The sequence below is a fragment of the Nocardioides okcheonensis genome (assembly GCF_020991065.1).
Taxonomy (GTDB): domain Bacteria; phylum Actinomycetota; class Actinomycetes; order Propionibacteriales; family Nocardioidaceae; genus Nocardioides; species Nocardioides okcheonensis.
This window is the reverse complement of the sequence record NZ_CP087710.1, coordinates 2,412,049-2,437,852: the sequence shown is the minus strand read 5'-3', so window position 1 is coordinate 2,437,852 and position 25,804 is coordinate 2,412,049. Positions and strand designations below refer to the sequence as shown.

The following is a 25,804-nucleotide window of genomic DNA, read 5'->3' as shown; positions in this document are numbered from 1 at the left end:
GGTCGCCGTCCCCGGGCAAGGGACGTTCGCTGTGGGCGCACACCGGGTCCCGGACGGCCCCTTTGTCACCCCGGCGGGTGGGCTGCGAGGATGAGACGGTCGGACCCGGACGAGAGGAGTGGGGCGGATGGCCCTCGACGCCGCCACGGCCTCGTCCGGCGAGCCGACCACCGCCTCGGTGCTCGCCCGCGCCCAGCAGGTCGCCGACCAGCTGCAGAGCGAGGCGCGGGCCGAGGCCGAGCGCCTCACCGCCGACCTCGCGCGGCTGCGCGAGGAGGCCCGCAGCCTGATGGCCGAGGCCGAGCGCGACCGCGCCGAGGCGGCTCGCGCCCGCCGCCAGGCCGAGCAGGTCCTCGCGGGCGCGTCGGAGGAGGCCGCGACCATCGTGGTCGACGCCAACGAGCAGGCCGCGCTGCTGATGGGCGCCGCCGAGGGCGCGCGCGACCACCAGGTCGCGCTGGCGCGGACCGAGGCCGACGACCTGCGCGCCCGGGCCGAGGCCGACGCCGGAGCGCTGCGGGCCACCGCCCAGGAGCTCCACGACACCGCCGCCGTGGCGCGCGCCGACCTGCTCGACGCCGCCCACGCCGAGGCCGAGGCCACCCTCACCGGTGCCCGCGAGACCGCGACCCGGCTCGTCGAGGAGGCGCGGGCCAGCAGCCAGCACCACCTCGAGGCTGCGACCGCGGAGACCGAGTCGCTGCGCGCGAGCGCCTCGACCGAGTCGGCCCGGATGCGCGACGAGGCCGCCGTCCACGCCGAGGACGTACGCCGCAGCGCCGGCGCCGAGGCCGAGCGGCTGCGCCGGGAGGCCGAGGAGGTGCTCTCCGAGGCCCGCGCCGAGAGCGAGGAGCAGCTCCGTCGCGCCGCGGAGCAGACCGCGTGGGCGACCCGGACGGTCGAGTCGGTGCTGGCCGGTGCCGCGTCGGAGGCCGACGCCATCCGCGCGGCCGCCCACGCGCGGGCCGCCGGGCACGTCCGCGACGTCCGTCGCCGGCTCGAGGACGTCATCGCCCGGCTCTCGGAGCGGATGGCCGCCGAGGTCGCCGCGTCCCGCGAGCGCGCCAGCGACATCACCCAGGTCGCCGCGCTCGCCGCGGGCGAGATGGAGAGCGAGGCGCGCGCCGTGCGCGAGCGGGCCGACGCCGAGGCCGCGCGCGTGGTCGCCGACGCCACCGACGAGGCCGAGCGGGCCGTCGAGCGGCTCGAGCGTCGGCGTGCCGAGGCCGAGTCGGGCGCGGCCAGCCTGCGGGCGCTGGTGGCCGAGGAGGTCACCCGCACCCGCGCCGAGGCCGCCGAGGACCGGCGCCGGGCGCGCGAGGAGGCGATCGCCACCGTCGCCGAGGGGCGCGCCGAGTCCGACCGGCTGCGCGACAGCGCCCGCCAGGCGCTCGAGCGGGCGCGCGCGGAGGTGGCCCAGCTGCAGCAGCGCCGCGACACCATCGCCGCCGAGCTCGGCCAGTGGTCGGGCGTCATCGAGGCGCTGTCGGTGCCCGAGTCCGAGCCCTCGCGCCCGCCGCTGCCGACCCGCGACGCCGGATCGTCCACCCCTGACCCCCACCCGGACCCCCACCCGGACCCCCACCCCGAGCAGGAGACCCCCGATGCATGACGAGATGTTCACGACCGTGCGTCGCGGCTACGACCCGGCCGAGGTCGAGCGCGCCGTCGAGGGCGCCCGCACCGAGGTCGCCGAGCTGCGCGCCCGCCTCGCCGCGGCCGAGGGTGCGGCGGAGCAGGCGCGGACCGAGGCCGACGAGGCGCGCACCGGGCTCGACCAGGCCCGCTCCGAGGCGTCGGCTGCCCGCGAGGCGCTCGTCGCGCGGGAGGCGCAGCAGCCCGAGCAGCCGACCTTCGCCCACCTCGGCGAGCGGGTCGGCCAGATCCTCAGCCTGGCCGAGGCCGAGGCCGCCGAGGTGCGGGACCGGGTCGTCGGCGAGGTCGAGGCGCTCCGCAAGGACGCCGAGGCCGACGTGGCGTCGCTGCGCGCGGACGCCGACCGGTACGCCGAGGAGACCCGCCGCGACGCCGACGCGGAGGCCGCCCGCCTCGTCGCCGACGCCCGTACCGCCGCCGAGTCCGAGCGCGACGCCGCCGAGCGCGACGCGTCCGCCCGTCGCGCCGAGGCGGAGGCGCTCCACGAGGACCAGCGCGCGAAGGCCGCCCAGGCGGCCGCCGACTTCGAGACCACGCTCGCCGAGCGCCGGCAGAAGGCCACGTCGGAGTTCCAGGCCCAGCAGGCCGCCACCCAGGCCGAGCTCGACGCGATGACCGCCCGCAACCGCGACGCCGAGGCCGCGATGGAGCGCAGCCGGGCCGAGGCCGAGGCCCGGATCGCCCGGATGCTCGCCGACGCCGAGGAGCGCTCGACCACGATGGTCGCCGAGGCCCGCGCCACCGCCGACCGGGTCCGCGCCGAGTCCGAGCGCGAGCTCGCCGCCGCCGCCCAGCGCCGCGACAGCATCAACGCCCAGCTCTCCAACGTCCGCCAGATGCTCGCCACCCTCACCGGCACCGTGCCCGGCGTGGTGCTCCCCGAGCCCGCGAGGGCCGAGCCCGTCGTGGAGGCCACCACCGAGGAGCCGGCCGGGGAGCGGCCCGCCGACTCGGACGCGGCGGACGGCGCCGTGACCGAGGCGGAGGTCGTCGAGGCCCAGGAGGAGGCGGCCGCCGAGGCCGCCGAGCACGCGGGCGAGGAGCCGGCCGAGCCTCGTACCTGAGTCTCCGGGCGACTCAGTGCCGAGGAGCGGTGAGCCAGCCACATTCCGGCGCCCCAGAATGTGGCTCACGCACCGCTCGCGGGGACGACACGCGGAAGCCGCCCGAGGAGCGGTGAGCCACCCACGTTCCGGCGCCCCAGAATGTGGCTCACGCACCGCCGCCGGGCGAGGGCGGGTCAGGCGTACCGGCGCGCCCGGCTCTCGGCGGAGCCCGGACCCGCGGCGAGGAGCGCGCTGAGCTCGTGCTCGAGGACGGCGGCGATGCGGCGGCAGAACTCCTCGGGCTCGTCGGCGGCGTCGGGCTTCTCGGCCACGATCCGGTCGACCACGCCGCGACGGTGGAGGTCGAGGGCGCGTACGTGCTGGGTGCGGGCCATCTCGGCGGCGTGGTCGAGGTCGCGGTGCACGATCGCCGATGCTCCCTCGGGCGGTAGCGGCGAGAGCCACGCGTGCTGGGCGGCGACCACGCGGTCGGCCGGGAGCAGGGCCAGCGCCCCGCCGCCGTTGCCCTCGCCCAGCATCAGGCACAGCGTCGGCGCGTCGAGCGTGACCAGGTCGGCGAGCGAGCGGGCGATCTCGCCGGCGAGGCCGCCGTTCTCCGCGTCGGCCGACAGGGCGGCGCCCTGGGTGTCGATGACCGTGACCAGCGGCAGGCCGAGCTCGGAGGCGAGCCGCATCCCGCGCCGGGCCTCGCGCAGCGCCTCCGGCCCCATCGGGTGGTCGGTGGTCTGGCCGCGCCGGTCCTGGCCGAGGAACACGCACGGAGCCTCCCCGAAGCGCGCGAGCGCGATCAGCAGGCCGGGGTCCGACTCGCCCTGCCCGGTGCCGTTGAGCGGGACGACGTCGCGGGCGCCGTAGCGCAGCAGGCGCCGGACCCCGGGGCGGTCCGGGCGCCGGGACCGGGTCACGCAGTCCCACGCGTCGACGTCGGGGACGGGCTCCTGGCCGGGGTCCGCCACCGGCGCGACGCCCTCGCGGGCCGCCATCAGGATGCGCAGGGCGCGGTCCAGGATCTCGGCGATCTCCTCCGGCGGCAGGACCGCGTCGATGATGCCGTGCGCGTAGAGGTTCTCCGAGGTCTGCACGCCCTCGGGGAACGGCCGGCCGTAGAGCGCCTCGTAGACCCGGGGGCCGAGGAAGCCGACGAGCGCGCCCGGCTCGGCGACGGTCACGTGCCCGAGCGAGCCCCACGACGCCATCACGCCGCCGGTGGTCGGGTGGCGCAGGTAGACCAGGTACGGCAGGCCCGCGCCGCGGTGGGCGGCGACGGCTGCGGAGATGCGGACCATCTGGACGAAGGCGGGCGTCCCCTCCTGCATCCGGGTTCCCCCGCTGACGGGGGCCGCGACCAGCGGCAGCCCCTCGCGGGTGGCCCGCTCGATGCCGGCCACGATGCGGTCGGCGGCCGCGCGGCCGATGGAGCCGGCCAGGAAGCCGAACTCGCCGACCAGCACCCCGATCCGACGCCCGCGCAGGCGGGCCTCGCCGGTGAGCACCGACTCGTCGACGCCCGACCGCTCGGCGGCGGCGACCAGCTCGGCGGCGTACGCCTCGTCGAGGCCCTCGCGCACCGGCGGCGTGTCCCACGAGGTCCACGACCCGGGGTCGAGGACCAGGTCGATGAGGTCGTGCGCGCTGAGGCGGGTCATCGCGCGAGGGTATCCCTGTCCCAGCGGGGACCTCAGGTGCCGGGGACACCGCGGGCCGGCGTGGTGGTGCCGGTGATCCAGGCGTCGAAGAAGTCGGAGAGCTCGAGCCCGGTCTCGGACTCCCAGTGCTCGAAGAGCTGCTCGCGGCCGACCGAGGCTCCGTCGTGGTCGGCCAGCCAGGACCGCGCGACCCGGAAGAACTCGTCGTCGCCGAGCGCCACGCGCAGCTCGTTCCACATGAGCGCGGGCGAGTAGTAGATGTTCGACCCGCCGAACTGCTCGGGGTCGTAGGCGCCGGGCGGTCCGTAGGCGTCGCGCAGCCCCTGGTCGGCGTTGCGGGCGGCGCCGAGCGTGTTGCGCAGCGGCGCGATGTCGTGCTCGTCCTCGTAGAGCCACTGCATCAGCATCGTCATGCCCTCGTTGAGCCACACGTCGCGCCAGTCGTTCGGCGAGACCTGGTCGCCGTACCACTGGTGGACCAGCTCGTGGGCGACCACCTGCGGCGACAGCACGTAGTCGTTGGTGCCGAGCGTGACCATCGTCTGGGTCTCCATCGCGCTCATCGAGTCGGTGACGACCATGCCGAGGGTGTCGAACGGGTACGGCCCGAGGCGGGCCTCGATCCAGTCGACCGTCGCCGCCGCGGTCTGGACCTGGTCGAGCCGCTGCACCATCCCGCGCGGCGTCCAGTAGTCGACGCGCAGCCCGCCGTCGGTGGTGTTGCTGCGGTGGGTGTAGTCGCCGATCGCGAGGGTGACCAGGTAGGACGACGCCGGCTCGGTGAGCTGCCACGACGTGGTGGTCACGCCGTCCTCGGTCCCGAGCGCGGTGAGCCGCCCGTTGGAGACGCCCGTCCACGGCGCCGGGGCGTGCACCGTGACGTCGTAGAGCGCCTTGTCGGCCGGCTGGTCGTTGACCGGGTACCAGGTGAACGCGCCGTACGGCTCCTGCATCGTCCAGACCGCGCCCGAGCCGGTGACGGTGAAGCCGGTCGTCGAGAAGTCGCCGCGGGTCGTCGGCGCGGGGGTCGGGCGCGGCGTACCGGCGTAGTCGAGCGACAGCTCGTAGCGCCGGTCCGCCCGGACCGGCGCCCGGACCACCAGGTCCTTGCCCCGCCGGGCGAACCGCACCGGCTCGCCGTCGAGGCGGAGGTCGCCGACGGTGAGCCCCGGTGCGAGGTCGAGCTGGAACGCGGGTGCGCGGCGGGTGGCCCGGAAGGTCACGACCGCCCGGGCGTCGAGGCGCCGCTCCTCGGGCGACCAGGTGAGGTCGAGGTCGTAGAGCAGGGTGTCGACCCGCGGGTCGCCGACGTCGGGGTAGACGCTGTCCTCGCGCGGGGTCGACAGCGCGAGGTCGAGGTCCTGCTCGACCGGGTCGGAGAGCGGCGCCGGCGAGGTGGCGACGACGCCGTCCCGGTCGCCGTCGGCGGTCCGGGTGGGCGTGCCGGGGCGGAGGTCGTCGGTGGTGGGCTCCTCGCTCGAGCAGCCGGACAGCAGCCCCGCGACCACCAGCACGGCCGCGAGCGCGGCCCGCCGGTGGCGGCGGGGCGGTCTCACCGCTCGCCCCGCAGCAGCGGCCTGGCGAGCTTGCGACCGTGGTGGATCTGCGCCTTCACGGTGCCGAGCGGGGCGTCGACGAGCGTCGCGATCTCGTCGTAGGGCAGGCCGTAGACGTCGCGCAGCAGCAGCGGCTCGACGTACTGCGGGTGGTCGCGCTCGATGCTCTCCATCGCCTCGAGCAGGTCGAGGCGGGTGCCGGCGATGACCGACGTGGTGCGCGGGTCGGGGCGGTCGTGCGAGCCGTCCTCGAAGTCGGTGGGGACGGCGAGGTTCTTCAGCCGCCGGTAGGTCGTGCGGGCGCTGTTGACGGCGACGACGTGCAGCCACGTGGTGAAGCGTCCGCGCCCGCCCCAGCCACCGATCCGGGTGGCGATGTTGAGCATCGCCTCCTGGCACGCGTCCTCCGCGTCACCGGAGTACGGGAGCACCCCGCGGCAGATGTTGAGGACCCGTGGACGCACCTCGCCGAGCAACGACTCGAGCGCGTCACGGTCGCCGTCCTGGGCGCGACGCGCCAGCTCGTCGATGTCGTCCGGCGCCAACGCGGGCCCGTGGTCCCCAGGAATGCTCACGTCTGCACGATAATGCCCGCGTGTCCGCTCCCACTCGCCTCGGTCGGTACCCGGTGCGCCGCCGCATCGGGTCGGGAGCCTTCGCGACCGTCTGGCTCGCCCACGACGAGCACCTCGACTCGCCCGTGGCGATCAAGGTCCTGGCCGACAACTGGGCCGGTGACCTGCACACCCGGCAGCGGTTCCTCGAGGAGGGACGCTTCCTCCGCAAGGTCGAGTCACCCCACGTCGTGACCGTCTACGACGCCGGCGAGCTCGACGACGAGCGGCCCTACCTGGTCATGGCGTTCGCCGACCAGGGCACGCTCGCCGACCGGCTCGAGCGCGGCCCGATCACGACCGGCCAGGCCCTGTCGGTGCTGAGCCAGGTCGGCGAGGGCCTCACGGCGCTGCACGACCGCGGCGTGCTGCACCGCGACGTGAAGCCGGCCAACGTGCTGTTCCGCACGGTCGAGACCGCGCGCGGCGCCCGGGTGCTGGCGATGCTCGGCGACCTCGGCCTCGGCAAGGCCATGGACATGTCCTCGCGGCTCACGATGGTCGGCGGCACCCCCACCTACGTCGCCCCCGAGCAGGCGCTCGGCGAGGCGCTGGACCCGCGCGCCGACCAGTTCTCCCTGGCCGCGCTCGCCTACCACCTGCTGGCCGGGCGCCAGCCCTACCAGCACACCACCCTGGCGGCCGCCGAGGACCCGGCGCCGCCGCCGCCGATGGAGATCGACAACCCCGAGGCCGAGGCCGTGGTGCGGCGCGGACTGGCCAAGGACCGCGAGGACCGCTTCCCCGACGTCGCCGCCTTCACCGACGCGCTCGTGGCGGCCCACGACGGCCGGGTCGACGACGCGCCGGTCGCCTGGACGCCCGTCGACGCCGAGCTGACCCAGGCCACGCGCCGGCCCGGCTCGACCGCCGGCACCGGCGAGCTGGTGCCGTCCGAGCCCGACCGGCCCCGCAGGTCGTGGCGGTGGCTGGGCGCCGCGGCGCTGGCGCTGGCGGTCGGCGCGACGTCCGGCTGGGCGGTCGAGCGTGCCTCGACCTCCGAGCGCACGCTGGAGGACAGCACCGGCAGCATCGAGGTGACGGTGCCGGAGGGCTGGACCGCGCAGGTCGACCCGGAGCAGTGGACCCCCCTCGACGACGCCGAGCAGCCCGCGATCGCGGTCGGCTCGCGGGCCGGCTGGAACACCGTGGACGACCCGGCGCCCGGGGTGTTCGTCGGCATCCTGCCCGGCGACAAGCTCCCCACCCGGGTCCCGCAGCACCCCGACTGCGACACCGTCGGCGGCGACATCCTCGACCAGGTCGACGACGACAACTCCGTGACCGTGTTCTTCACCGGCTGCGAGGGCACCGACGTCATCGTCGAGCGGGTGGTGCAGGTGACCTCCAACCGCCTGCTGTGGGTGCAGGTCCGCAGCGACGACCGGCGCGAGGCCAACCAGGTGCTGGAGTCGGTCAGCACCTTCTACTGATCGCGCCCCGATGCGTCGGCGGGTCAGCCCAGCCGGGTGCCGGCCGCGATCCGCGCGATCAGCTCGGCCATGCCGTCCTGGTCGCGGGCCCGCCCGCTGACCGCGATCTCGACCTGCGCGTTGTCGGAGCCGGTGAGGTCGAGCCAGGTGAGGTAGCCGTGGCGCAGGTGGTTGCTGGTGACGTAGGTGTAGTGCAGGGTCGCGTCGGTCCGGCCGACGACGCGGACGTTCTGCTCGTCCTCGTCGAGCTCCTCGATGCGTCGCTCGAGGGTCCAGGCGATGGAGCGGCGGTTGCTCACCACCTGCTCGACCCGCATCAGGTAGCCGAAGGCCGGCTGGTCCGGAGGACGCCACTGCCACTCGTTGAGCGAGTTCTCCGAGAGCCGCCAGCCGCGCGGCGCCGGGACGGACATCCGGAAGTCGCCCACGCCGACGGTCTGCCGCACGAGGGGGAGCGTCCCGGACAGCGGCGCGAAGTCGGGGTCGTCCAGCAGGTCGGGGACGGGGTCGACCGGCAGGCTCGGCGACCGGGCGGCGACCGGTGCGGCCGCGCCGCCGTCTGAGGGGTGCTCGGCCACGGCGAGCGACAGGGCGAAGCCGCCGACGAGACCGACGGCCAGCAGCACCGCCAGCACGACCGGCCCCCGCCACCTCACGGCGCCGACTCTAGGGCACGACCGAGCCGGTGGCGCCGCGCATGCCGCCGGCCACGCGACCGATCAGGTCCTCCGCGCCCTCGGCGTCCCGCTCGCGTCCGTGCACCACGATCTCCACGTCGGCCTGCCCGCTCGCGTCGAGGTCGAGCCAGCGCATGAAGCTGTGGCGGAAGGTGTCCTCGTTGCTGCGGTAGGTGTACTCCAGCGACGAGCTCTGGCGGTCGAGGATGCGTACGTCGTCCTGCTCGGCGCGCAGTCGCTCGACCCGGATGTCGATCGCGTCCTCGATGGTGATGTCCTGGCTGTCGATCTGCTCGATGCGCATCACGTAGGTGTTGTTGGACGTGCCGGGCTGCTTCCACTTCCACTCGTTGGTGGCGTTGGCGTTGGTGCTCCAGCCCTTCGGCGCGGGGAAGGTGATCTCGAACTTCCCGGTCCCGACCGTGGCCGGGACCATCGGGATCCCGGGCTCGAGCGGCGGGTCCTCGGGGTCGGGGCGGTAGGGGCGCTCGGCCTCGACCGGCATCTCGGGACCGTCGGCGGCCACCGGCGCCGCGGTGCCGCGGCCGATGGAGGTGTCGCGGGTCTGTGCGGACGCGGCCCAGCCGCCCCCGGCCCCGATCGCCAGGAGCGCCACCAGCACTGCCGGCCCCCGCCACTCCACGGGGGACAACCTACCGGTGGGTGGCCCGCGGGCCGTCGCCGTGCACCTCCTACGGTGGGGCCCATGCTGCTGCGCGACGCCCACCTCGTGGCCCTCACCGACCCCGCCCCCGACGGCCCCGTCGACGTGCGGGTGGCGGACGGACGGGTCGTGGAGGTCGGCCCCGGGCTCGCGTCCCGTCCCGGCGAGCCCGCCTACGACCTCGGCGGGGGCTGGCTGATGCCCGGGCTCTGGGACCAGCACGTCCACCTCGGCCAGTGGACGCTGGCGTCGGCCCGGCTCGACCTCGGGCCGGCGCGCTCGTCGGCCGAGGCCGTCGCGATGGTGCGCGAGCGGCTCGAGCAGTGGCCCGACGTGCCGGTCATCGGCTGGGGCCACCGCCCCACGGCGTGGCCCGAGGTGCCGGTCGTGTCCGACCTCGACGCGATCGAGACCGACCAGCCGATCGTGCTGATCGCCGGCGACGGGCACCACGGCTGGCTCAACACCACCGCCCTCCACGTGCTGGCCCTGCCGACCCGGGAGGACGTGGTCACCGAGGGCGAGTGGTTCATGGCCTACGGGCGGCTCGCCACGGTGCTCGGTACCGACGGCACCGGCCCCGACGCCTACCGCCGCTCGATGGAGGCCGCGGTCGCGCAGGGCGTGGTCGGCCTGGTCGACCTGGAGTTCAGCGGCGGCGTCGCCGACTGGGTGGAGCGCTGGGACGGCGGCGCCGACCTGCTCCGCATCCGCCACGCCTGCTACGCCGACGGCCTCGACGACGTGCTGGCCCGCGGGCTGCGCTCGGGCGACCCGCTCGGCGACGACCCGCGGCTGACGATGGGGCCGCTCAAGATCATCAGCGACGGCTCCCTCAACACCCGGACCGCCTGGTGCTGCGAGCCGTACGCCGAGAAGGCGGTCGCCGGCTTCGAGGAGGGCCAGCCCAACCAGACCCCCGAAGAGCTGCGCGCGCTGCTCGCCCGGGCCGCGGCCGGCGGCCTCGACGTCGCGGTGCACGCGATCGGCGACCGCGCCGTCACCGAGGCGCTGGCCGCCTTCGCCGACACGGGCGCCCGGGGCGGGATCGAGCACGTCCAGCTCACCACGCGCGACGACGTACGCCGGATGGCCGCGCTCGGCGTCCGGGCGAGCGTCCAGCCGGCCCACCTGCTCGACGACCGCGACGTCACCGAGCGGCTGTGGCCCGGCCGCGCGGAGCGCTGCTTCCCGCTGCGCTGGATGCTGGACGACGGGGTCGAGGTGGCGCTCGGCTCCGACGCGCCGGTCTCCCCGCTCGACCCGTGGCTGGCGGTCGCCGCCGCCGTGCACCGCTCGGGCGACGAGCGCGAGCCGTGGCACCCCGAGCAGTCGATCACCGCGCGCGAGGCGCTCGCCGCCTCGACCGACGGCTGGGGCACCGTCGCGGTCGGCCACCCGGCCGACCTGGTCTGGCTCGCCACCGACCCGCTCGCCGGCACGTCCGACCGCGCCCACGCCGAGGCCCTGCGCGGCTTCGCCGACCACGTCCGCGCCGTGTGGGTCGCGGGGGAGCGGGTCCACGTAGCCGGTTGAGCGGCCACAGGTCCGCTCGACCCCACGGCTGGTCGGGGGTGAGCGGGGTCACGTCGCACCCTGGCGGGTGATGAGTAAGGTAAGCCTTACCTAACCCCCGACTCGGAGGAGCGCATCGTGGGCGCACCCAGCCAGCACCTGTTCCACCCGGCCAACGCCGGCGACTACCGCCGCGAGGTCGGCGCCGCCGTCGACCACCTCGTCGACCACCTGGTCGCCACCGCCGGGCGTCCGCTGACCGGCGTGACGCCGGCCGACGCGGCCCGCCGGGTCGCCGCGGTCGACCTCGACCGGCCGCTCGGGCGCACCGACGACGCCCTGGCCGAGCTCTCCCGCGTCTGGCTCGACGACGCGATCTGGTTCCACGAGCCGGCCGCCGCGGCCCACCTCAACTGCCCGGTCGTCATCCCGGCCCTGGTCGCCGAGGTGTTCGTCAGCGGCGTCAACGCCAGCCTCGACACCTTCGACCAGAGCGCCGGCGCGACCTTCGTGGAGCGACACCTCGTCGACTGGACCAGCGCGCGGATCGGCTGGGGCCCGGGCGCCGACGGCGTCTTCACCACCGGCGGCACGCAGTCCAACCTGCAGGCGCTGCTGCTCGCCCGCGGCCGCGCCGGCGCCCCGGCGGATCGGCTGCGGGTCCTCGCCGGTGCCGACGGCCACTTCTCGGTGCAGAAGGCGGCGCGCCTGCTCGGCCTCGGGGAGGACGCGGTGATCCCGGTCGCGGTGGACGCGTCGCGCCGGATGGACCCCGCCGCGCTCGCGCAGGCGCTCAGCGGCTGCGTCGGCCGGGGCGAGGTGCCGATGGCCGTGGTCGCCACGGCCGGCACGACCGACTTCGGCGCGATCGACCCGCTGCCCGAGGTCGCCGCGCTGGCCCGCTCGTACGGTGCGTGGTTCCACGTCGACGCGGCCTACGGCGGCGGCCTGCTGGCGTCCCGCCGCCGGCGCCACCGGCTGGAGGGGATCGACCTGGCCGACTCGGTCGCGCTCGACTTCCACAAGACGTGGTTCCAGCCGGTCTCCTGCAGCGCGCTGCTGGTCCGCGACGGCGCCAGCCTGGGCCACGTCACCTGGCACGCCGACTACCTCAACCCCCAGGACTCCGCCCACCCCAACCAGGTCGACAAGAGCCTGCAGACCACCCGCCGCTTCGAGGCGCTCAAGCTCTGGATGACGCTGCGGGTGATGGGCGCCGACGCGATCGGCGACCACCTCGACGCGGTCATCGACCTCGCCGATACGGTCGCCGCCGAGCTCGCCGCGATGCCCGACGTCGAGCTCGCGGCCGCGCCCCAGCTGAGCACGATCGTCTTCCGCTGGCTCCCCGACGACGCGGACGAGGACGAGGTCGCGCGGCTCAACGAGGCCGTGCGGGCCGAGCTGTTCGACGCCGGGCGGGCGCTCGTGGCGGCGACCCGGGTCGACGGTCGTCGCTTCCTCAAGCTCACCCTGCTCAACCCGGCCGCCACGCCGGCCGACGTGCTCGCGGTCGTCGACGACGTACGCCGCACCGGCCGGCGGCTCGCGGCCGCCGCGGCGCCGGGCGCCCCGCGGGACCTGGCGGTGGCCCGATGACCCACGTCCACGACCTCCTCGGGATCGGGCTCGGCCCGTTCAACCTCGGCCTGGCCTGCCTCGCCGACCCGCTCGACGACCTCGACGCGGTGTTCCTCGACGGCGCCGACGGCTTCTCGTGGCACCCGGGGATGCTGCTGCCCGACGCGACGATGCAGGTGCCGTTCCTGGCCGACCTGGTGACCCTCGCCGACCCGACGTCCCGCTTCTCCTACCTCGCCTTCCTCAAGGACGTCGGCCGGATCTACCCGTTCTACGTCCGCGAGAGCTTCTACCCCCTGCGCCGCGAGTACGACGACTACTGCCGGTGGGCGGCCGACCGGCTCGGCTCCGTGCGCTGGGGCGAGCAGGTGGTCGCGGTCGAGCACGACGGCGAGTCCTACGTCGTCCGCTCCGCGACCGGCCGCACCTGGCGCGCCCGCCACCTCGTGCTCGGCACCGGGACGGCGCCGCGGCTGCCGTTCGAGGTCGAGGGACCGGCCCTGCACTCGGCCGACTACCTCGCCCGCCGCGACGACCTCCTCGCCAGCCGCTCGATCACCGTCGTCGGCAGCGGCCAGAGCGCGGCCGAGGTCTACGCCGACCTGCTCGCCGAGCAGGAGCGGCACGGCTTCGAGCTCGGCTGGGTGACCCGCTCGCCGCGGTTCTTCCCGCTGGAGTACACCAAGCTGACCCTGGAGATGACCTCGCCGGAGTGGTCGGCGTACTTCCAGGCGCTCCCCGCGCCGCGGCGCGCCGAGGTGCAGAGCGGCCAGGCCGCGCTGTCCAAGGGCATCAGCGCCGGGACCGTCGACGCGATCTTCGACGAGCTCTACCGCCGCTCGGCGACCGGCGGGGTCGACACCACCCTGCTCACCGCCACCGAGGTGACCGCCGCGCGCTGGGACGGGTCGGCGTACACCCTCGACCTGCGCCACACCGAGCAGGACACGACCGGTCGCCTGCGCACCGAGTCGCTCGTCCTCGCCACCGGCTACGCCCCGCGGGTCCCGGACTTCCTCGACCCGGTCCGCGACCGGCTGCGGTGGGACGACCGGGGCCGGCTGCTCGCCGGAGCGACGTTCGCCGTCGACCACGCCGACGCCGAGGTCTTCGTGCAGAACGCCGAGGAGCACACCCACGGCTTCGTCGCCCCCGACCTCGGGATGGGCGCCATGCGCAGCTCGGTCATCCTCGCGCAGGTGCTGGGCCGCGAGCCCTACCCGGTGGAGAAGCGGATCGCCTTCCAGGAGTGGGGCATCCCCGACCGGCTCCGCCACCCGGTCGCCCGATGAGGCTCACGACCGAGCCCCTCGACCTCGACCGCGACCTCGCCGCGCTGCACGCCTGGGTCACCCACCCGCGCTCGGTGTTCTGGGGGATGCAGGACGCCACCGTCCAGCAGGTCCACGACGAGTACGCCCGGATCGCCGACGACCCCCACCACGAGGCGCTGCTCGGCCGCGCAGACGGCCGGCCGGCGTTCCTCGCCGAGCTCTACGACCCCGCCCACTCACCCCTGACGGGGCTGCCCGAGCTCGCGCCCGGCGACCTCGGGATGCACCTCCTCGTCGCCCCGACCGACGCCCCGGTGCACGGCTTCACCCGCCGGGTCATGGGCGCGGTGCTCGCGCGCTGCTTCGCCGACCCCGCCGTGCGCCGGGTCGTGGTCGAGCCCGACGTCCGCAACGACCGGATCGCCGTGCTCAACACGGCGGCCGGCTTCGTGGTCGCCCGCCACGTCGACCTGCCCGACAAGACCGCGGCGCTGAGCTTCTGCACCCGCGCCGACCACGCCACGTCCGCCCTCGCCACGTCCGCCCCCGGAGGAGACCGATGGACCCGCTGACCGACCACCTCACGCCCGCGACGATGGCCCGCGCCCACCGCGCGCTGGTCGCGAAGGCGGTCGCCGAGTACGCCCACGAGAGGCTCCTGGCCCCGCAGCCCGACGGCGACGGGCGCTGGCGGCTCGACCTCGGCCCGGCGACGTACGCCTTCGCCGCACGCCGCCACCCGCTCGAGCACTGGGTCGTCGACCCCACCTCGATCCGGCGCACGGTCGACGGGACCGAGCGGCCGGTGGACGCGCAGGACTTCGTCGTCGACGCCCACACCCTGCTCGGCATCCCCGACCACCTGCTCGCGCTCTACGTCGAGGAGGTCGCCAGCACGCTCGCGTCGGCGGCCTGGAAGCTCACCCACCACCGGCTGTCGTCCGCCGACCTCGTCCACGCGAGCCACCAGGAGGTCGAGGCCGCGATGACCGAGGGGCACCCCGGCTTCGTCGCCTGCAACGGCCGGATCGGGTTCGGCGTCGACGACTTCGCGCGCTACGCCCCGGAGACGGGGGCCGACGTACGCCTGCACTGGCTCGCCGTGCGCCGCGACGAGGCGCGCCTCTCGCTCGCCGCCGGGCTGACCGAGGAGGAGCACTACCGCGCCGAGCTCGGCGACGACGGCCTGGCGGCGCTGGAGAAGCGGCTGCGCGACCTCGGACTCGACCCCGCCGACCACCTCTACCTCCCGGTCCACCCGTGGCAGTGGACCAACCGGATCGCGATCACGTTCGCCCCCGACGTCGCCCGCGGGGCGCTGGTGCACCTCGGCGAGGTCGAGGGCGCGCACCGGGCCCAGCAGTCGATCCGGACGTTCTTCCCCGTCGACCACCCCGAGCGGTCCTACGTGAAGGTCGCGCTCGCGATCCAGAACATGGGGTTCGTCCGGGGGCTGTCGCCGGCCTACATGGAGGCGACGCCCGCGATCAACGACTGGGTCGCCGCCCTGGTCGACGACGACGAGGAGCTGTGCTCGCTCGGGTTCACGGTGCTGCGCGAGCACGCGGCGATCGGCTGGACCGGCGACGCCTACCACCGGCTCCCGGTCGCCTCGGCGCACCGCAAGATGGTCGCCGCGCTCTGGCGCGAGAGCCCGGTGCCGCGGCTCGCGGAGGGCGAGCGGCTGGCCACGATGGCCGCGCTGCTGCACCGCGACGCCGACGGGGTGCCGTACGTCGCCGAGCTGGTCGCGGCCTCCGGGCTCCCCGCGGACGCGTGGGTCGCGACCTACCTGCGCGCCTACCTCCGGCCCCTCGTGCACTGCCTGCTCGCGCACGACCTCGCCTTCATGCCGCACGGCGAGAACCTGGTCATGGTGCTGCGCGACCACGTCCCGGTGCGGATGGTCATGAAGGACATCGGCGAGGAGGTCGCCGTCGTCTCCGACCGGCCGCTGCCCGCGGCCGTCGAGCGGATCCGCTCGGTCGTGGGTCCCGACCTGGCCGCGCTGGCGATCCACACCGACGTCATGGACGGCTTCCTGCGCCACCTCGGCGCGATCCTGTCCGGCGCGGGCCTGCTGGCCGACCACGCCTTCTGGGCGCTGGTCCGCGACTGCATCGCCGGCCACGCCGCCGACCACCCCGGGCTGGCGGGGGCCGCGGCGACGTACGACCTGCTGCGACCGGCGTTCGCGCACAGCTGCCTCAACCGGCTCCAGCTGCGCAACACCCTGCAGATGGTCGACCTCGCCGACCAGGCCGACTCGCTGGTGTTCGCCGGGACGCTGGCCAACCCGGCGGCCCGCCCCTAGGCCAGCGCGAGCGTCGCGTCGAGCACGAACGCCGGGTCCTCGAGCCGGTCGCCGTAGACCTCGCGCAGCTGCTGCACGCGGTAGCGCACGGTCTGGGCGTGGACGAAGAGCTCCTCGGCGACCGCCTCGCGGCGCCCGTGGTGCAGCAGCCAGCTGCGGAGCGTCTCGGTGAGCTTCTCGGCGGTCGAGGGCCGGAGGTCGGCCAGCGGCGCGAGCACCCGGGCGCGCAGGTCGGCGCGGGCGTCCGGATCGGCCGCGAGCAGGAGCGCGGCGAGGTGCTCCTCGGAGTCGACGAGGCCGGTCTCGCCGAGCGCGGCGCACCGCACCGCGCGCCGGTGCGACGCAGCCACCTCGAGCCACGGGGACGCCGGGCCGACGACCGCGTCGGTGCCCCGCAGTGCGCGCAGGAGCGTACGCCGCGCCGCCGGCGAGCCGGGGCCGGGCACGAGCAGCGACGCGTGCCCCTCGGGCAGGTCGGGCACCTCGTCGGTGGGGTGCAGCGTGCCCGGGTCGAGGGCGGTGAGGGCGTGCGAGACCTGGGACTCCGGCAGCACCACCGCGATCAGCGCGCCCGGCGGCTCCCAGTCGGCGCGCTCGGCCGCCGCCGCCGCCGCGTCGGGAGTGGCGCCGGTCAGCAGTGCCCGCGCCAGCCGCTCGAGGTTGCGCTGCCGCACCCGGCCGCTGCTCTCGAGCTCGTCGGTGTGGCCGGCGACCGAGGAGGCCGAGAGCTCGTCGATGTAGGCGAAGACCAGCTCGGCGAAGCGGGCGAGCTGCTCGGCGCCGATGCCCGCCGCCACCGCCGCGTCGGCCATGTCGCGCCACGACGTGCGTGCGCCGACGCGGTAGGCCGCGAGCAGCGCCTCGACCGTGCGGCCGCTGCGCGCCTCGCCGCGGCCGAGCTGGTAGGCGCCCTCGATGGCGGGCGCCTTGGGCGGGGCCTTGCCGTCCTGCCGGGTGGCGAGGGTGAGGAACCCGCCGAGCGCGAGCTGCACCGCGTTGCGGATCACCTCGCCCATCCGCCCGCTGAAGGCACCGGCATAGCTCGGCACCTCGTCGATGATGGTCAGCACCACCCGGTCCGCGACCTCGGGCAGCCGTGCGCGCAGCGCCTCGGCCACCTGGGGGTCCAGGCCCACGACGGTCTGCATTTGTGTGGCCGGACGCACACCTCGGGTAGTCATGGCGCTCCTGACGTGGGCAATTGTTCGCAGCGAACAACATCCTAGCCCCGATTCACGTGCGGAGGGCAGGAAGCAGCGGCCCGGAACAGGGAGAGTGTTCCCATGACGACCTTCCTCGATCCGGGTGCGGGCACCAGCGCCCGTGGCTCCCGGCTCCGCGACCGCGCGATGCGCGTCGCCGAGGCCGCCACCACCCCCTACCTCCCGTCCGACTTCCTGGACCTCTTCGCGCCGCTGCGCTCCGGCGCCGACCTGCGCGGTCGCATCGAGTCGGTCCACCCCGAGACCGCCGACGCCGCGACGATCGTGATCCGTCCCGGCGCCGACTGGGCCGGCCACGTGCCCGGTCAGTACCTCCGCATCGGCATCGACGTCGACGGCGTACGCCAGTGGCGGGCGTACTCGCTCACCCACGGCCCGCGCCGCGACGGCCGGATCTCGATCACCGTCAAGGCGGTGCCCGACGGCCTGGTCAGCAACCACCTCGTCCACGAGGCCCGCCCCGGCACCCTGGTCCACCTCGAGCAGGCGGCCGGCGAGTTCGTGCTGCCGCCCGAAGGTGGCCGGTTCCTCATGGTCACCGCCGGGTCCGGCATCACGCCGGTCATCGGGATGCTGCGCAACCTGTTCCCCAGCACCGACGACGGCGTGCTCCGTCCGGCCCGCAGCGCGGTCCACGACATCGTCGTGGTCCACGTGGCCCCCACCCGGCCCGACTCGATCTTCATCCGCGACCTCGAGGCGCTCGACGCCGCCGGCGCGATCCGGCTCGTCGCGCGCTACGACGACCAGCACGGCGTGCTCTCCGTCGACGACCTCGCCGACCTGGTCCCCGACCTGGCCGAGCGCCGGACCCTCGCCTGCGGCCCGGCCGGGCTGCTCGACGCCCTCGCCGAGCACCACGACGCCGCCGGCATCACCCTCACGACCGAGCAGTTCCGCACCGCGCGGGTCGAGCCCGGCGACGGCGGGACCGTGACCTTCTCCTCCGGCACCACCCTCGACCTCGACGGCGCCACGCCGATCCTCGACGCCGCGGAGGACGCCGGGATGCTCATGCCGAGCGGGTGCCGGATGGGCATCTGCATGGGCTGCGTGATCCCGCTGCGCGAGGGCAGCGTGCGCGACCTGCGCAACGGCGCCATCACCACCGCCGTCCCCGGCGAGACGGGCGACATCAAGGTGCAGACCTGCATCAACGCCGCCGCCGGCCCCTGCCACATCGACCACTGACGCCAGACCTCCACGACACCCCCAGGAGATCGACATGACCACCGTCCAGAAGAAGGCCGTCCTCGGCCAGACCAACCCGATCGCCCACCTCACCGAGGCCGACATCGAGCAGATCGGCATCGAGCTCGACGCGATCCGCCAGGAGGTCATCGACTCCCGTGGCGCCAAGGACGCGGCGTACATCCGCCGGGTCATCGACACCCAGCGCAAGCTCGAGCTCGGCTCGCGCGCGGTGCTGCTCTTCAGCGCGTTCCCGCCGGCGTGGGTCCTCGGCACCCTCGGCCTCAGCGTCTCCAAGATCCTCGACAACATGGAGATCGGCCACAACGTCCTGCACGGCCAGTGGGACTGGATGCGCGACCCCAAGATCCACTCCAGCACCTGGGAGTGGGACATGGCCTCGCCGGCCGAGCAGTGGAAGCACAGCCACAACGAGCTGCACCACACCTACACCAACGTCATCGGCAAGGACAACGACCTCGGCTACGGCATCATGCGCGTCGACGAGGACCAGCCCTGGACCCCGTCCTCGCTCGCCCAGCCGGTCTTCTGCTTCATCAACGCCGTCTTCTTCGAGTACGGCATCGCCGCCTACGACCTCGAGCTCGGCTCGGTCATCGCCAAGAAGCAGACCAAGGACCCCGACTTCCGCCGCCGCGCCAAGCAGGTCCTGCGCAAGATCCGCAAGCAGGCCACCAAGGACTACGTCGTCCACCCGGCGCTGTCGATCCCGACCGGCTCCTTCCTGCCGACCCTGGCGGCCAACTTCACCGCCAACATCGTGCGCAACCTCTGGTCCAACTCCGTCATCCTGTGCGGCCACTTCCCGGAGGGCGTCGAGACCTTCGAGAAGCGCTCGATCGACGGCGAGACCAAGGGCGAGTGGTACGTCCGCCAGATGCTCGGCAGCGCCAACATCTCCGGCTCGAAGGCGCTCCACCTGATGACCGGCAACCTGTCGCACCAGGTCGAGCACCACCTGTTCCCCGACCTGCCGTCCAACCGCTACGGCGAGATCGCGCCCAAGGTGAAGGCGCTGTTCGACAAGTACGACCTCACCTACTGCACGCGCCCGATGCCGCAGCAGGTCTACTCGGCCTGGCACAAGGTCGTCCGGCTCTCGCTGCCCAACGGCTGGTTGGCGACCACCAACGCCAAGAACGCGCCGCAGCAGCTGGCCGTCCTCTACAAGATGGCGACCGGCGACCGCCGCACCCGCCGCCTGCTCGGGCGCAAGCTCGAGAGCGAGGCCCGGGCGATGGCCAAGGCCGCCTGACCCACCCCCGCGCCCACGGACCCCACCGGACCCCCGTTCCGGTGGGGTCCGTTGCGCGTACGCGTCCTCGCCGGCGGCGACCATCGGCGGGCGCGGGCCGACAGTGGGGATGATCGCTCGCGGTATGTCGCGGCGATCGTCCCCACTGGTTGCGGATTCACCCGTCTTGGGGTGTATCAGGACGGGCCCTCGCTCCTCTTGACTGGGTGAGGGACGGGGGAGACCCCCCCGGGGGACCAGCACCAACGAGCACGAGTCAGCACACGGGGAGGCACGATGATCCGCATCGGGGCGGTAGGAGACAGGACGACGACCTTCGAGGACGTCGTCGAGACGCGGATACCGCGTCCGCGGGGGTCGGTGGGGGCCGGCCCGTCCGCGCGACCGGACGCCTGAGCGATCCGGTCACCGAGTGCCCCGCCCTTCACCGGGCGGGGCACTTCCGCGTCCGGCGACGGCGGCGGCGTCCCGCGCGACGCCTCAAGGTCGGGTCAACGCCACGCCTGCGAGTACCGGGGTGGTCCAGTCCCGCCTCAAGACTCCCCGGAGGCTGCCTCTACCACGTTCCACGCCCCGCCGGGCGCTCCTAGCCTTCTCACAAGCGGTCCGTGGGGGACCGCACCGGGGGAGGAGGGAGTCGCGACATGTCCGACCACACCATGGAGCACCAGGGCCTGACCGCCCGGCTCAAGGAGCTCGAGCAGCTCAACGGGACGCTCGCCCGCCGCACGCCGGAGGTCGTCGCCGACCTCCCCGAGCCGGCGCCGCGCGGGCTGGTGCCGGTGCCCCGGCGCTCGCGCATCTTCCTGCGGCACGGCGGAGGGCACGGCACGTTCGCCGAGGTCACCATCACCGCTCCGCGGATGCGCCACACCACCGAGTGACCGCGTCCGCGGGCGGGGTGTGACGCACTCCTGCCCGCGGACCCGTGGCGCCTCCGCCGCCGCGCCGGGACGCTCACCTAGAGTCGCCCGGTGGTCTGGCTGGTGGGGGCGATCGTGCTGCTGTGGCTGGCCCGGGGGCCGGTCGTGCTGCTCGTGGCCGCACTGGCGCTGTGCGTCCCGCGGGTCCGCTGGTGGGTGCAGGACAGGGTCCACGTCAGCCGCCGCGCCGCCGCCTGGAGCGCCGGCCTCACCGCCGCCGTGTGCGGCCTCGTGCTGCTGGTCCCCGACGGGTGGCTCCCGGTGCCACCGGCCCCGGGCGCCCTGGCCGGACCGGCATACGTCGGTCGGCCGGCGTCCGCGCACCCCGTGCCGACCGAGGCACCGCAGAACCCGCACCGGGTCGCCGGCACCGCCTCCGCGCGGCCCGGCCCGCTGGGGCTGCAGCCCGAGGTCGACACCTCCTGGTTCGGCCTGCAGCGCTGCGGCCGGCTGGAGGTGGCGTCGTCCGGGCTGGTGGTCGCGTCGTGCACCGCGCGCGGCGGCCCCGCCCTGCGCCTGGTCGACCCGACCGACCTGCGGCCGGTCGCGACCCGCGAGCTCCCGTCCGACGACACCTGCGCGGGCGACGCGTTCTACCTCGACGACCGCGACCGGGCCGTCGTCGCCACCGCGGACCGCGAGGTCGTCGCCCTGCGGACGTCGACCGACGGCGAGGCCGACCTCGCCGACGACACGCGGTGGGACCTCAAGCCCTACGTCCCGTTCCGCGACTGCCTGGTCGACCTCGCGCCCGACTGGTCCGGACGGATCTGGTGGGTGTCGGCGCACGGGCTCGTCGGCACGGTCGACCCGTCCACGGGAGCCGTCGGCGTCCACGACCTCGGCGAGCCCGTCCGACACGGGCTGGCCGTCGACCCCGACGGCGGGGTCTACGTCGCCACCGACGAGGCCGTCCACCGCCTGTCGGCGGGTCCGGACGGCACGCCGGCCGTCGGCTGGACCACGCCCACCGACCACGCCAGCGGGTCGGCGCCCGTCCTGCTGGACGGCGGCACCCTCGCCGTCACCGACGAGGTCGACGACCGGCTGCAGGTGGTGGTGCTCCAGCGAGGCAGCGGCGAGCAGGTCTGCCGCCAGCCGGTCTTCGGCGAGGGCGACGGCGCCACCTCGAGCCCGCTCGCGCCGCTCGGCACGTCGGTGGTGGTCACCAACAACCACGGCTACTCCTCGCCCCGCAGCGCGCTGCTCGGGTTCACCACCAGCCCGGGCATCGCGCGGGTCGACGTGGTCGACGGCGCCTGCCGCGAGCGGTGGAGCAGCGACCAGGTCTCCCCGGCCTCGGGTGCGGTCGCGAGCTGGCCGAACGGGCTGCTCTACGCGTGGACCAAGCGACCCTCCCTCACCGGGGTGAGCGCGTGGTACCTCACCGCCCTCGACGCCTCCACCGGGCGCAGCATGTGGAGCGTGCGCACCGGCACCGGCGTGCTGGCCGGCAGCGACGGGTCGGAGGTCACCGTCGGCACCGACGGCACCGTCTGGGTCGGCACGCTGTCCGGGCTGGTGCGGGTGCGCGACCGGGAGTGAGGGCTCCGGCCGGTCACGGCCAGGCCAGCCCCACCGTCTCCTCGCTGCGCTCCCACAGCCGACGCTGGGCGACCTGGTCGCGGGCCAGGGACGACGTGCCGACGACCTGCGGCCGACCCCCGGCCTGGCCCGGCCCGCCCGGACCGACGTACGTCGCGCCCGGCAGGTCGTCGGTCGCAGCCATCAGCGTCGGCCAGGCGCCGGCCGCGGCCGGCTGGGAGACCGCCCGCACGGCGGCGTCCATGATCGCGGCCCGTCGCCCCTCGGTGCCACCGAGCTGGCCGTTGACGGCGAGGTGGGTGCCGGCGAAGCCCGGGTGCGCGGCGAGCGCCGTGACCGGGAGGCCGGCGCGGCGCAGGCGCCGGTCGAGCTCGAACGTGAAGAGCAGGTTGGCGAGCTTGGTCTGCCCGTAGACCCGCCAGCGGCGGTAGCGGCGCCGCTCGCGCGGGTCGCCGGTCGGCGCCGAGCGCGCCACCCGGTGCATCTGCGAGGACAGGGTGACGACCCGGCCGGCGCCGGACGCGACGAGCTGGTCGAGCAGCAGGCCGGTCAGCAGGAACGGGCCGAAGTGGTTGGTCGCCATCTGCGACTCGAGGCCGTCGGCGGTGCGGCGGTAGGGACTCGCCATCACCCCGGCGTTGTTGACCAGCAGGTCGAGCGGACCGAGACGTGCCGCCTCCCCGCCGGCGGCGCGCACGGACGCCAGGTCGGCCAGGTCGACGACGAGGTGGTCGAGGTCGGCGCCGGGCACCTCGGCGCGGACCGCGTCCGCCGCCGCGTCGAGCTTGTCCGGCGTACGCCCGGCGAGGACCACGCGGGCGCCGTGCCGGGCCAGCTCGAGGCAGGTGTGGAAGCCGAGCCCGCCGACGGTCGGGCCCGTGACCAGTGCCGTGCGGCCGGTGAGGTCGCCGATCCGGTCGGTGGTCCACGCGGTCGAGGTGGTCACGGCGTCACCGCCATCGCGCCCAGCACCCGGGCCGCGAGGTCGGCGTCACCGTCGACCCGCACCGCGCCCGGGGCGGGTGCCCGTCGCCCGCCGGCGAGGAGCACGAACGTCTCCCGGTCCGTGCCGAGGGTCAGGGTCGGCTCGCCGTCGGCCGCGTCGCCGCGCCGGCCCCGGCCGTCCGTGCCCACGACGGCCGTCACCGGTGCGTGCCCGTCGACCGCGACGCGCACGACGGTCCCGGCCGGTGCCGCTGCGCGCTTGGCGACCACCATCGGCAGGCTCTCGAGGAGCTGGTCGGTCGTGTGCACGGCGGCGGCCGAGTCGAGGTTGCCCGGCCTCTCCAGCGCGCGCCGGACGTCCTGCTCGTGCATCCACACGTCGAGCGGCCGGTTGCGCAGCAGCGTGAGGGTCGACCACCCGATCGCGCCGAACAGCCCCGGCGCCGGCGCGTCCGGGTCGATCGGCGGGTCGGCGAGCAGCCGCGTGTGCCGCGCGGTCGCCGCCTCGCGGATCTCGGCGATCAGGTCGCCCGGGACGCGACCGTGGCGGGCCACCACGCCCTGCTCGGTGAAGCGACCCATCGCGCCGCGGGCGTGGCCGACCTCGCCGACCTCGATGTCGTCGTGCGCCCGCCCGGCGAGCAGCCCCTCGAGGTGGGCGGTGTGCGCCGCGACCGCGTGGACGTCCCAGCCTGGCAGGTCGGTGGGGGTCTGCCACTCGTCGTCGCCGACGCGCTCGAGCAGGCGGGTGAAGGAGTCGACCGCCTCCCACCACACCGAGACGAGGCCGGACATGGACTCCTGGTCGGTCATGGGGAGAGCGTAGGGCCCGGGTCGGACCCGGTCCGGTCTGCCCAATTGTGGGGATGGCGGTGCAGGCGTCCTGGCCGTGCCGGAGCCGGTCCTAGCGTTCGGCCCGGGCGACCGGCCCGATACGCGGCGCCGGCCCGGGGCCGGGGGGTGTGATGCAGGGACGCGCTCGGCGGTCGGTGGCGATCGCGGTGGCCACCGCATCGGTGCTCGCCGTGGGCGGCCTGCCGCCCGCCAGCGGCGCCGTGATGGGGGACGCGGTGTCCGGCACCGTCTCGACCGCCGACGTGCTCGACACCACCGACCTGCGGGTCGTGGCCTACCTCCCCGGCCCCGCCGGCACGTGGGAGCCCGCCGGCACCACCACCCCGGACGAGGGCGGCGCCTGGTCGCTCGACCTCGAGCGCGGCACCTACCGGATCGCCTTCGAGAGCCCGCGCGGCACCTACGTCGAGGAGGCCTACGACAACCGGCCAGACCTCGCCTCCGCCCTGCCCGTCGCGGTCGTCGACCGGCCGGTGACCGAGGTCGACGCCTTCGTCGAACCCGCCGGCTCGGTCGTCGGCCTCGTCGAGGGGGGCGGACGGCCCCTGCCCGGCGCGACCGTCCGCGCCTACGCCGTCGACACCGACGGCACGACCTGGGAGCCGGTCGGCCGACCCGCGACCAGCGGCGCCGACGGGGCGTACGCGCTGAGCGGGCTGGCGCCCGGGACCTACCGGGTGGGCGTCTCCGCACCCGGCCACCTGCCCGAGTTCTTCGAGGACGTCGCGACGGTCGACGAGGGCACCGACGTCGTGGTCGACGCCGGGCTCGGGTCGGCGCTGCCGCCGCTCGACCTCACCGCGACCGCCGCGATCGCCGGACGCGTCGTCGACGCCGCCGGCGCCCCGCTCCCCGGCGCGGAGGTCACCGCGTACGACCCCGAGGAGCAGGAGGTCGTGACCGTGACCGTCGGCCCGGACGGGTCCTACGTCATCGACGACCTGCCGCCGGCCGGCTACGTCCTCCGGTTCTACAGCTCCCAGGAGGAGGGGGACCTCTCCGAGTACTACCGCGACGCCGACACGTGGGCGGACGCGACGCCGGTCGTGCTCGCCCCGGGGGAGTCCCGCGGCGACGTCGACGCGCGGATGGGGATCCACGGCGACCCCGCGCCGCCCCCGACGCCGACCCCCACCCCGACACCCACCCCGACACCCAGCCCCACGCCCAGCCCGACACCGAGCCCCGCTCCGAGCCCGAGCCCGCCTCCGGCGCCGACGCCCGCCCCATCGCCGGCCGTGGACGTACCCGCCGGCCTCGCCGCCGTCGTCGCGGGCCTCGACGTCACCGGGAAGCCGCGGGTCGGGCGGACCCTGCGGGTCGCCGGCCTCGACCGGCTGCTGCGCGCGACCGCGGTGACCTACCGCTTCCAGTGGTACGCCGGGACCGCGAAGGTGCGCCGGGCCACCCTCCCGCGGCTGAGGCTCCTGGCCCCGATGCGGGGCCGCGCGGTCTCCGTCCGCGTCGTCGTGGCCGCCGGCGGCACCACCCGCTCGGTCACGCTGCGTGCCGGGAAGGTGCGCTGACGCCGCCACCCCCACGGGTGTGCGGGAGCGGTGGAGCCGCCCGCCGACGTCCTACGCTGCCCGGGACGGTCCGGTCCCGAGCCGGCCGCACTGCGACGAAGGAGTCGTCATGGGAATCGGCATCGGCATCCTGCTGCTGGTCATCGGCCTGATCCTGCTGTTCGCGATCAAGGAGTTCCCCGCGTCCGTCCAGGACGTCGTCGACCCCGGCACGGTCGGGTGGATCCTGGTCGTCGCCGGCGTGCTGTCGCTCGTCCTCGCCCTCGTGATGAACAACCAGCGCTCCCGGACGACCCACGTGGAGGAGCGCCGCGAGATGTGAG

22 protein-coding genes are annotated in these 25,804 nt (G+C 75.2%); 14 read left to right on the top strand and 8 right to left on the bottom strand.

The features are described from left to right. Positions 1-127: 127 nt before the first annotated feature. Together LN652_RS11835 and LN652_RS11830 are read left to right on the top strand one after the other, a co-directional pair. Positions 128-1,612 carry a hypothetical protein gene (locus tag LN652_RS11835; RefSeq protein WP_230440833.1) on the top strand — a complete coding sequence of 495 codons (1,485 nt, stop codon included), beginning with the start codon at positions 128-130 and terminating at the stop codon, positions 1,610-1,612. Then, a complete protein-coding gene (locus LN652_RS11830) occupies positions 1,605-2,720 on the top strand; it encodes a coiled-coil domain-containing protein (protein ID WP_230440832.1) in 1,116 nt (371 codons plus the stop codon). Before LN652_RS11835 ends, LN652_RS11830 begins: the two co-directional genes overlap by 8 nt. 176 nt (positions 2,721-2,896) lie before the next feature. On the opposite strand, the gene LN652_RS11825 is transcribed toward LN652_RS11830, so the two are convergent. From LN652_RS11825 to LN652_RS11815, 3 genes are read right to left on the bottom strand one after another with little or no spacing between them, the layout of a single operon-like run. Beyond that, on the bottom strand, positions 2,897-4,369 hold the full coding sequence (locus LN652_RS11825) for an acetyl-CoA carboxylase carboxyltransferase subunit alpha/beta (RefSeq protein WP_230440831.1): 1,473 nt from the start codon (positions 4,367-4,369) through the stop codon (positions 2,897-2,899). Between the two features lie 32 nt (positions 4,370-4,401). Next, positions 4,402-5,925 (bottom strand): M1 family metallopeptidase, encoded by a 1,524-nt coding sequence (locus LN652_RS11820; protein WP_230440830.1) that lies wholly within the window; start codon positions 5,923-5,925, stop codon positions 4,402-4,404. Further along, a complete protein-coding gene (locus LN652_RS11815) occupies positions 5,922-6,500 on the bottom strand; it encodes an RNA polymerase sigma factor (RefSeq protein WP_230440829.1) in 579 nt (192 codons plus the stop codon). The genes LN652_RS11820 and LN652_RS11815 overlap by 4 nt, the downstream gene beginning before the upstream one ends. A 20-nt stretch (positions 6,501-6,520) precedes the next feature. Between LN652_RS11815 and LN652_RS11810 the strand changes: the two genes are divergently transcribed. Next, positions 6,521-7,972, top strand: a complete 1,452-nt coding sequence (locus tag LN652_RS11810; RefSeq protein WP_230440828.1) for a serine/threonine-protein kinase — start codon at positions 6,521-6,523, stop codon at positions 7,970-7,972. Between the two features lie 23 nt (positions 7,973-7,995). On the opposite strand, the gene LN652_RS11805 is transcribed toward LN652_RS11810, so the two are convergent. Both LN652_RS11805 and LN652_RS11800 read right to left on the bottom strand, forming a co-directional pair. After that, entirely contained in the window at positions 7,996-8,628 is a 633-nt protein-coding gene (locus LN652_RS11805; protein ID WP_230440827.1) for a hypothetical protein, read from the bottom strand. A 10-nt stretch (positions 8,629-8,638) separates the two neighbouring features. Next, entirely contained in the window at positions 8,639-9,292 is a 654-nt protein-coding gene (locus LN652_RS11800; protein ID WP_230440826.1) for a hypothetical protein, read from the bottom strand. Positions 9,293-9,355: 63 nt separating this feature from the next. Between LN652_RS11800 and LN652_RS11795 the strand changes: the two genes are divergently transcribed. The 5 genes from LN652_RS11795 to LN652_RS11775 all read left to right on the top strand — a co-directional run bounded on the left by LN652_RS11795 (position 9,356) and on the right by LN652_RS11775 (position 15,997). Beyond that, a complete protein-coding gene (locus LN652_RS11795) occupies positions 9,356-10,849 on the top strand; it encodes an amidohydrolase (RefSeq protein WP_230440825.1) in 1,494 nt (497 codons plus the stop codon). 117 nt (positions 10,850-10,966) lie between these two features. Continuing rightward, positions 10,967-12,427, top strand: coding sequence for a pyridoxal phosphate-dependent decarboxylase family protein (locus tag LN652_RS11790; protein WP_230440824.1), 1,461 nt, complete (start codon positions 10,967-10,969; stop codon positions 12,425-12,427). Continuing rightward, on the top strand, positions 12,424-13,701 hold the full coding sequence (locus tag LN652_RS11785; protein WP_230440823.1) for a lysine N(6)-hydroxylase/L-ornithine N(5)-oxygenase family protein: 1,278 nt from the start codon (positions 12,424-12,426) through the stop codon (positions 13,699-13,701). Before LN652_RS11790 ends, LN652_RS11785 begins: the two co-directional genes overlap by 4 nt. Continuing rightward, positions 13,698-14,255 carry a GNAT family N-acetyltransferase gene (locus tag LN652_RS11780; RefSeq protein ID WP_230440822.1) on the top strand — a complete coding sequence of 186 codons (558 nt, stop codon included), beginning with the start codon at positions 13,698-13,700 and terminating at the stop codon, positions 14,253-14,255. Before LN652_RS11785 ends, LN652_RS11780 begins: the two co-directional genes overlap by 4 nt. Then, positions 14,243-15,997, top strand: coding sequence for an IucA/IucC family protein (locus tag LN652_RS11775; protein ID WP_230440821.1), 1,755 nt, complete (start codon positions 14,243-14,245; stop codon positions 15,995-15,997). Before LN652_RS11780 ends, LN652_RS11775 begins: the two co-directional genes overlap by 13 nt. On the opposite strand, the gene LN652_RS11770 is transcribed toward LN652_RS11775, so the two are convergent. After that, complete coding sequence (locus tag LN652_RS11770; RefSeq protein WP_230440820.1) at positions 15,994-17,145, bottom strand: PucR family transcriptional regulator; 1,152 nt, start codon at positions 17,143-17,145, stop codon at positions 15,994-15,996. The two genes, LN652_RS11775 and LN652_RS11770, sit on opposite strands and share 4 nt — an antisense overlap. A gap of 135 nt (positions 17,146-17,280) precedes the next feature. On the opposite strand from LN652_RS11770, the gene LN652_RS11765 reads away from it, so the two are divergent. The 4 genes from LN652_RS11765 to LN652_RS11750 all read left to right on the top strand — a co-directional run bounded on the left by LN652_RS11765 (position 17,281) and on the right by LN652_RS11750 (position 22,155). Next, a complete protein-coding gene (locus LN652_RS11765) occupies positions 17,281-18,411 on the top strand; it encodes a ferredoxin reductase (RefSeq protein ID WP_230440819.1) in 1,131 nt (376 codons plus the stop codon). Positions 18,412-18,445: 34 nt separating this feature from the next. After that, positions 18,446-19,687 carry a fatty acid desaturase family protein gene (locus LN652_RS11760; protein WP_230440818.1) on the top strand — a complete coding sequence of 414 codons (1,242 nt, stop codon included), beginning with the start codon at positions 18,446-18,448 and terminating at the stop codon, positions 19,685-19,687. 644 nt (positions 19,688-20,331) lie between these two features. Then, positions 20,332-20,571: a hypothetical protein gene (locus LN652_RS11755; protein ID WP_230440817.1), complete on the top strand. Its 240-nt coding sequence runs from the start codon at positions 20,332-20,334 to the stop codon at positions 20,569-20,571. Positions 20,572-20,661: 90 nt separating this feature from the next. Beyond that, complete coding sequence (locus LN652_RS11750) at positions 20,662-22,155, top strand: NHL repeat-containing protein (RefSeq protein WP_230440816.1); 1,494 nt, start codon at positions 20,662-20,664, stop codon at positions 22,153-22,155. A gap of 13 nt (positions 22,156-22,168) precedes the next feature. Here LN652_RS11750 and LN652_RS11745 read toward each other — a convergent pair whose 3' ends face one another. Together LN652_RS11745 and LN652_RS11740 are read right to left on the bottom strand one after the other, a co-directional pair. Beyond that, a complete protein-coding gene (locus tag LN652_RS11745; RefSeq protein ID WP_230440815.1) occupies positions 22,169-23,101 on the bottom strand; it encodes an oxidoreductase in 933 nt (310 codons plus the stop codon). Then, a complete protein-coding gene (locus LN652_RS11740) occupies positions 23,098-23,913 on the bottom strand; it encodes a maleylpyruvate isomerase family mycothiol-dependent enzyme (RefSeq protein ID WP_230440814.1) in 816 nt (271 codons plus the stop codon). The genes LN652_RS11745 and LN652_RS11740 overlap by 4 nt, the downstream gene beginning before the upstream one ends. A gap of 188 nt (positions 23,914-24,101) precedes the next feature. Here LN652_RS11740 and LN652_RS11735 point away from each other — a divergent pair, with 188 nt between their 5' ends. Continuing rightward, on the top strand, positions 24,102-25,481 hold the full coding sequence (locus LN652_RS11735) for an MSCRAMM family protein (RefSeq protein ID WP_230440813.1): 1,380 nt from the start codon (positions 24,102-24,104) through the stop codon (positions 25,479-25,481). 109 nt (positions 25,482-25,590) lie between these two features. Beyond that, entirely contained in the window at positions 25,591-25,803 is a 213-nt protein-coding gene (locus LN652_RS11730; protein WP_230440812.1) for a DUF6458 family protein, read from the top strand. Position 25,804 lies beyond the last annotated feature (1 nt).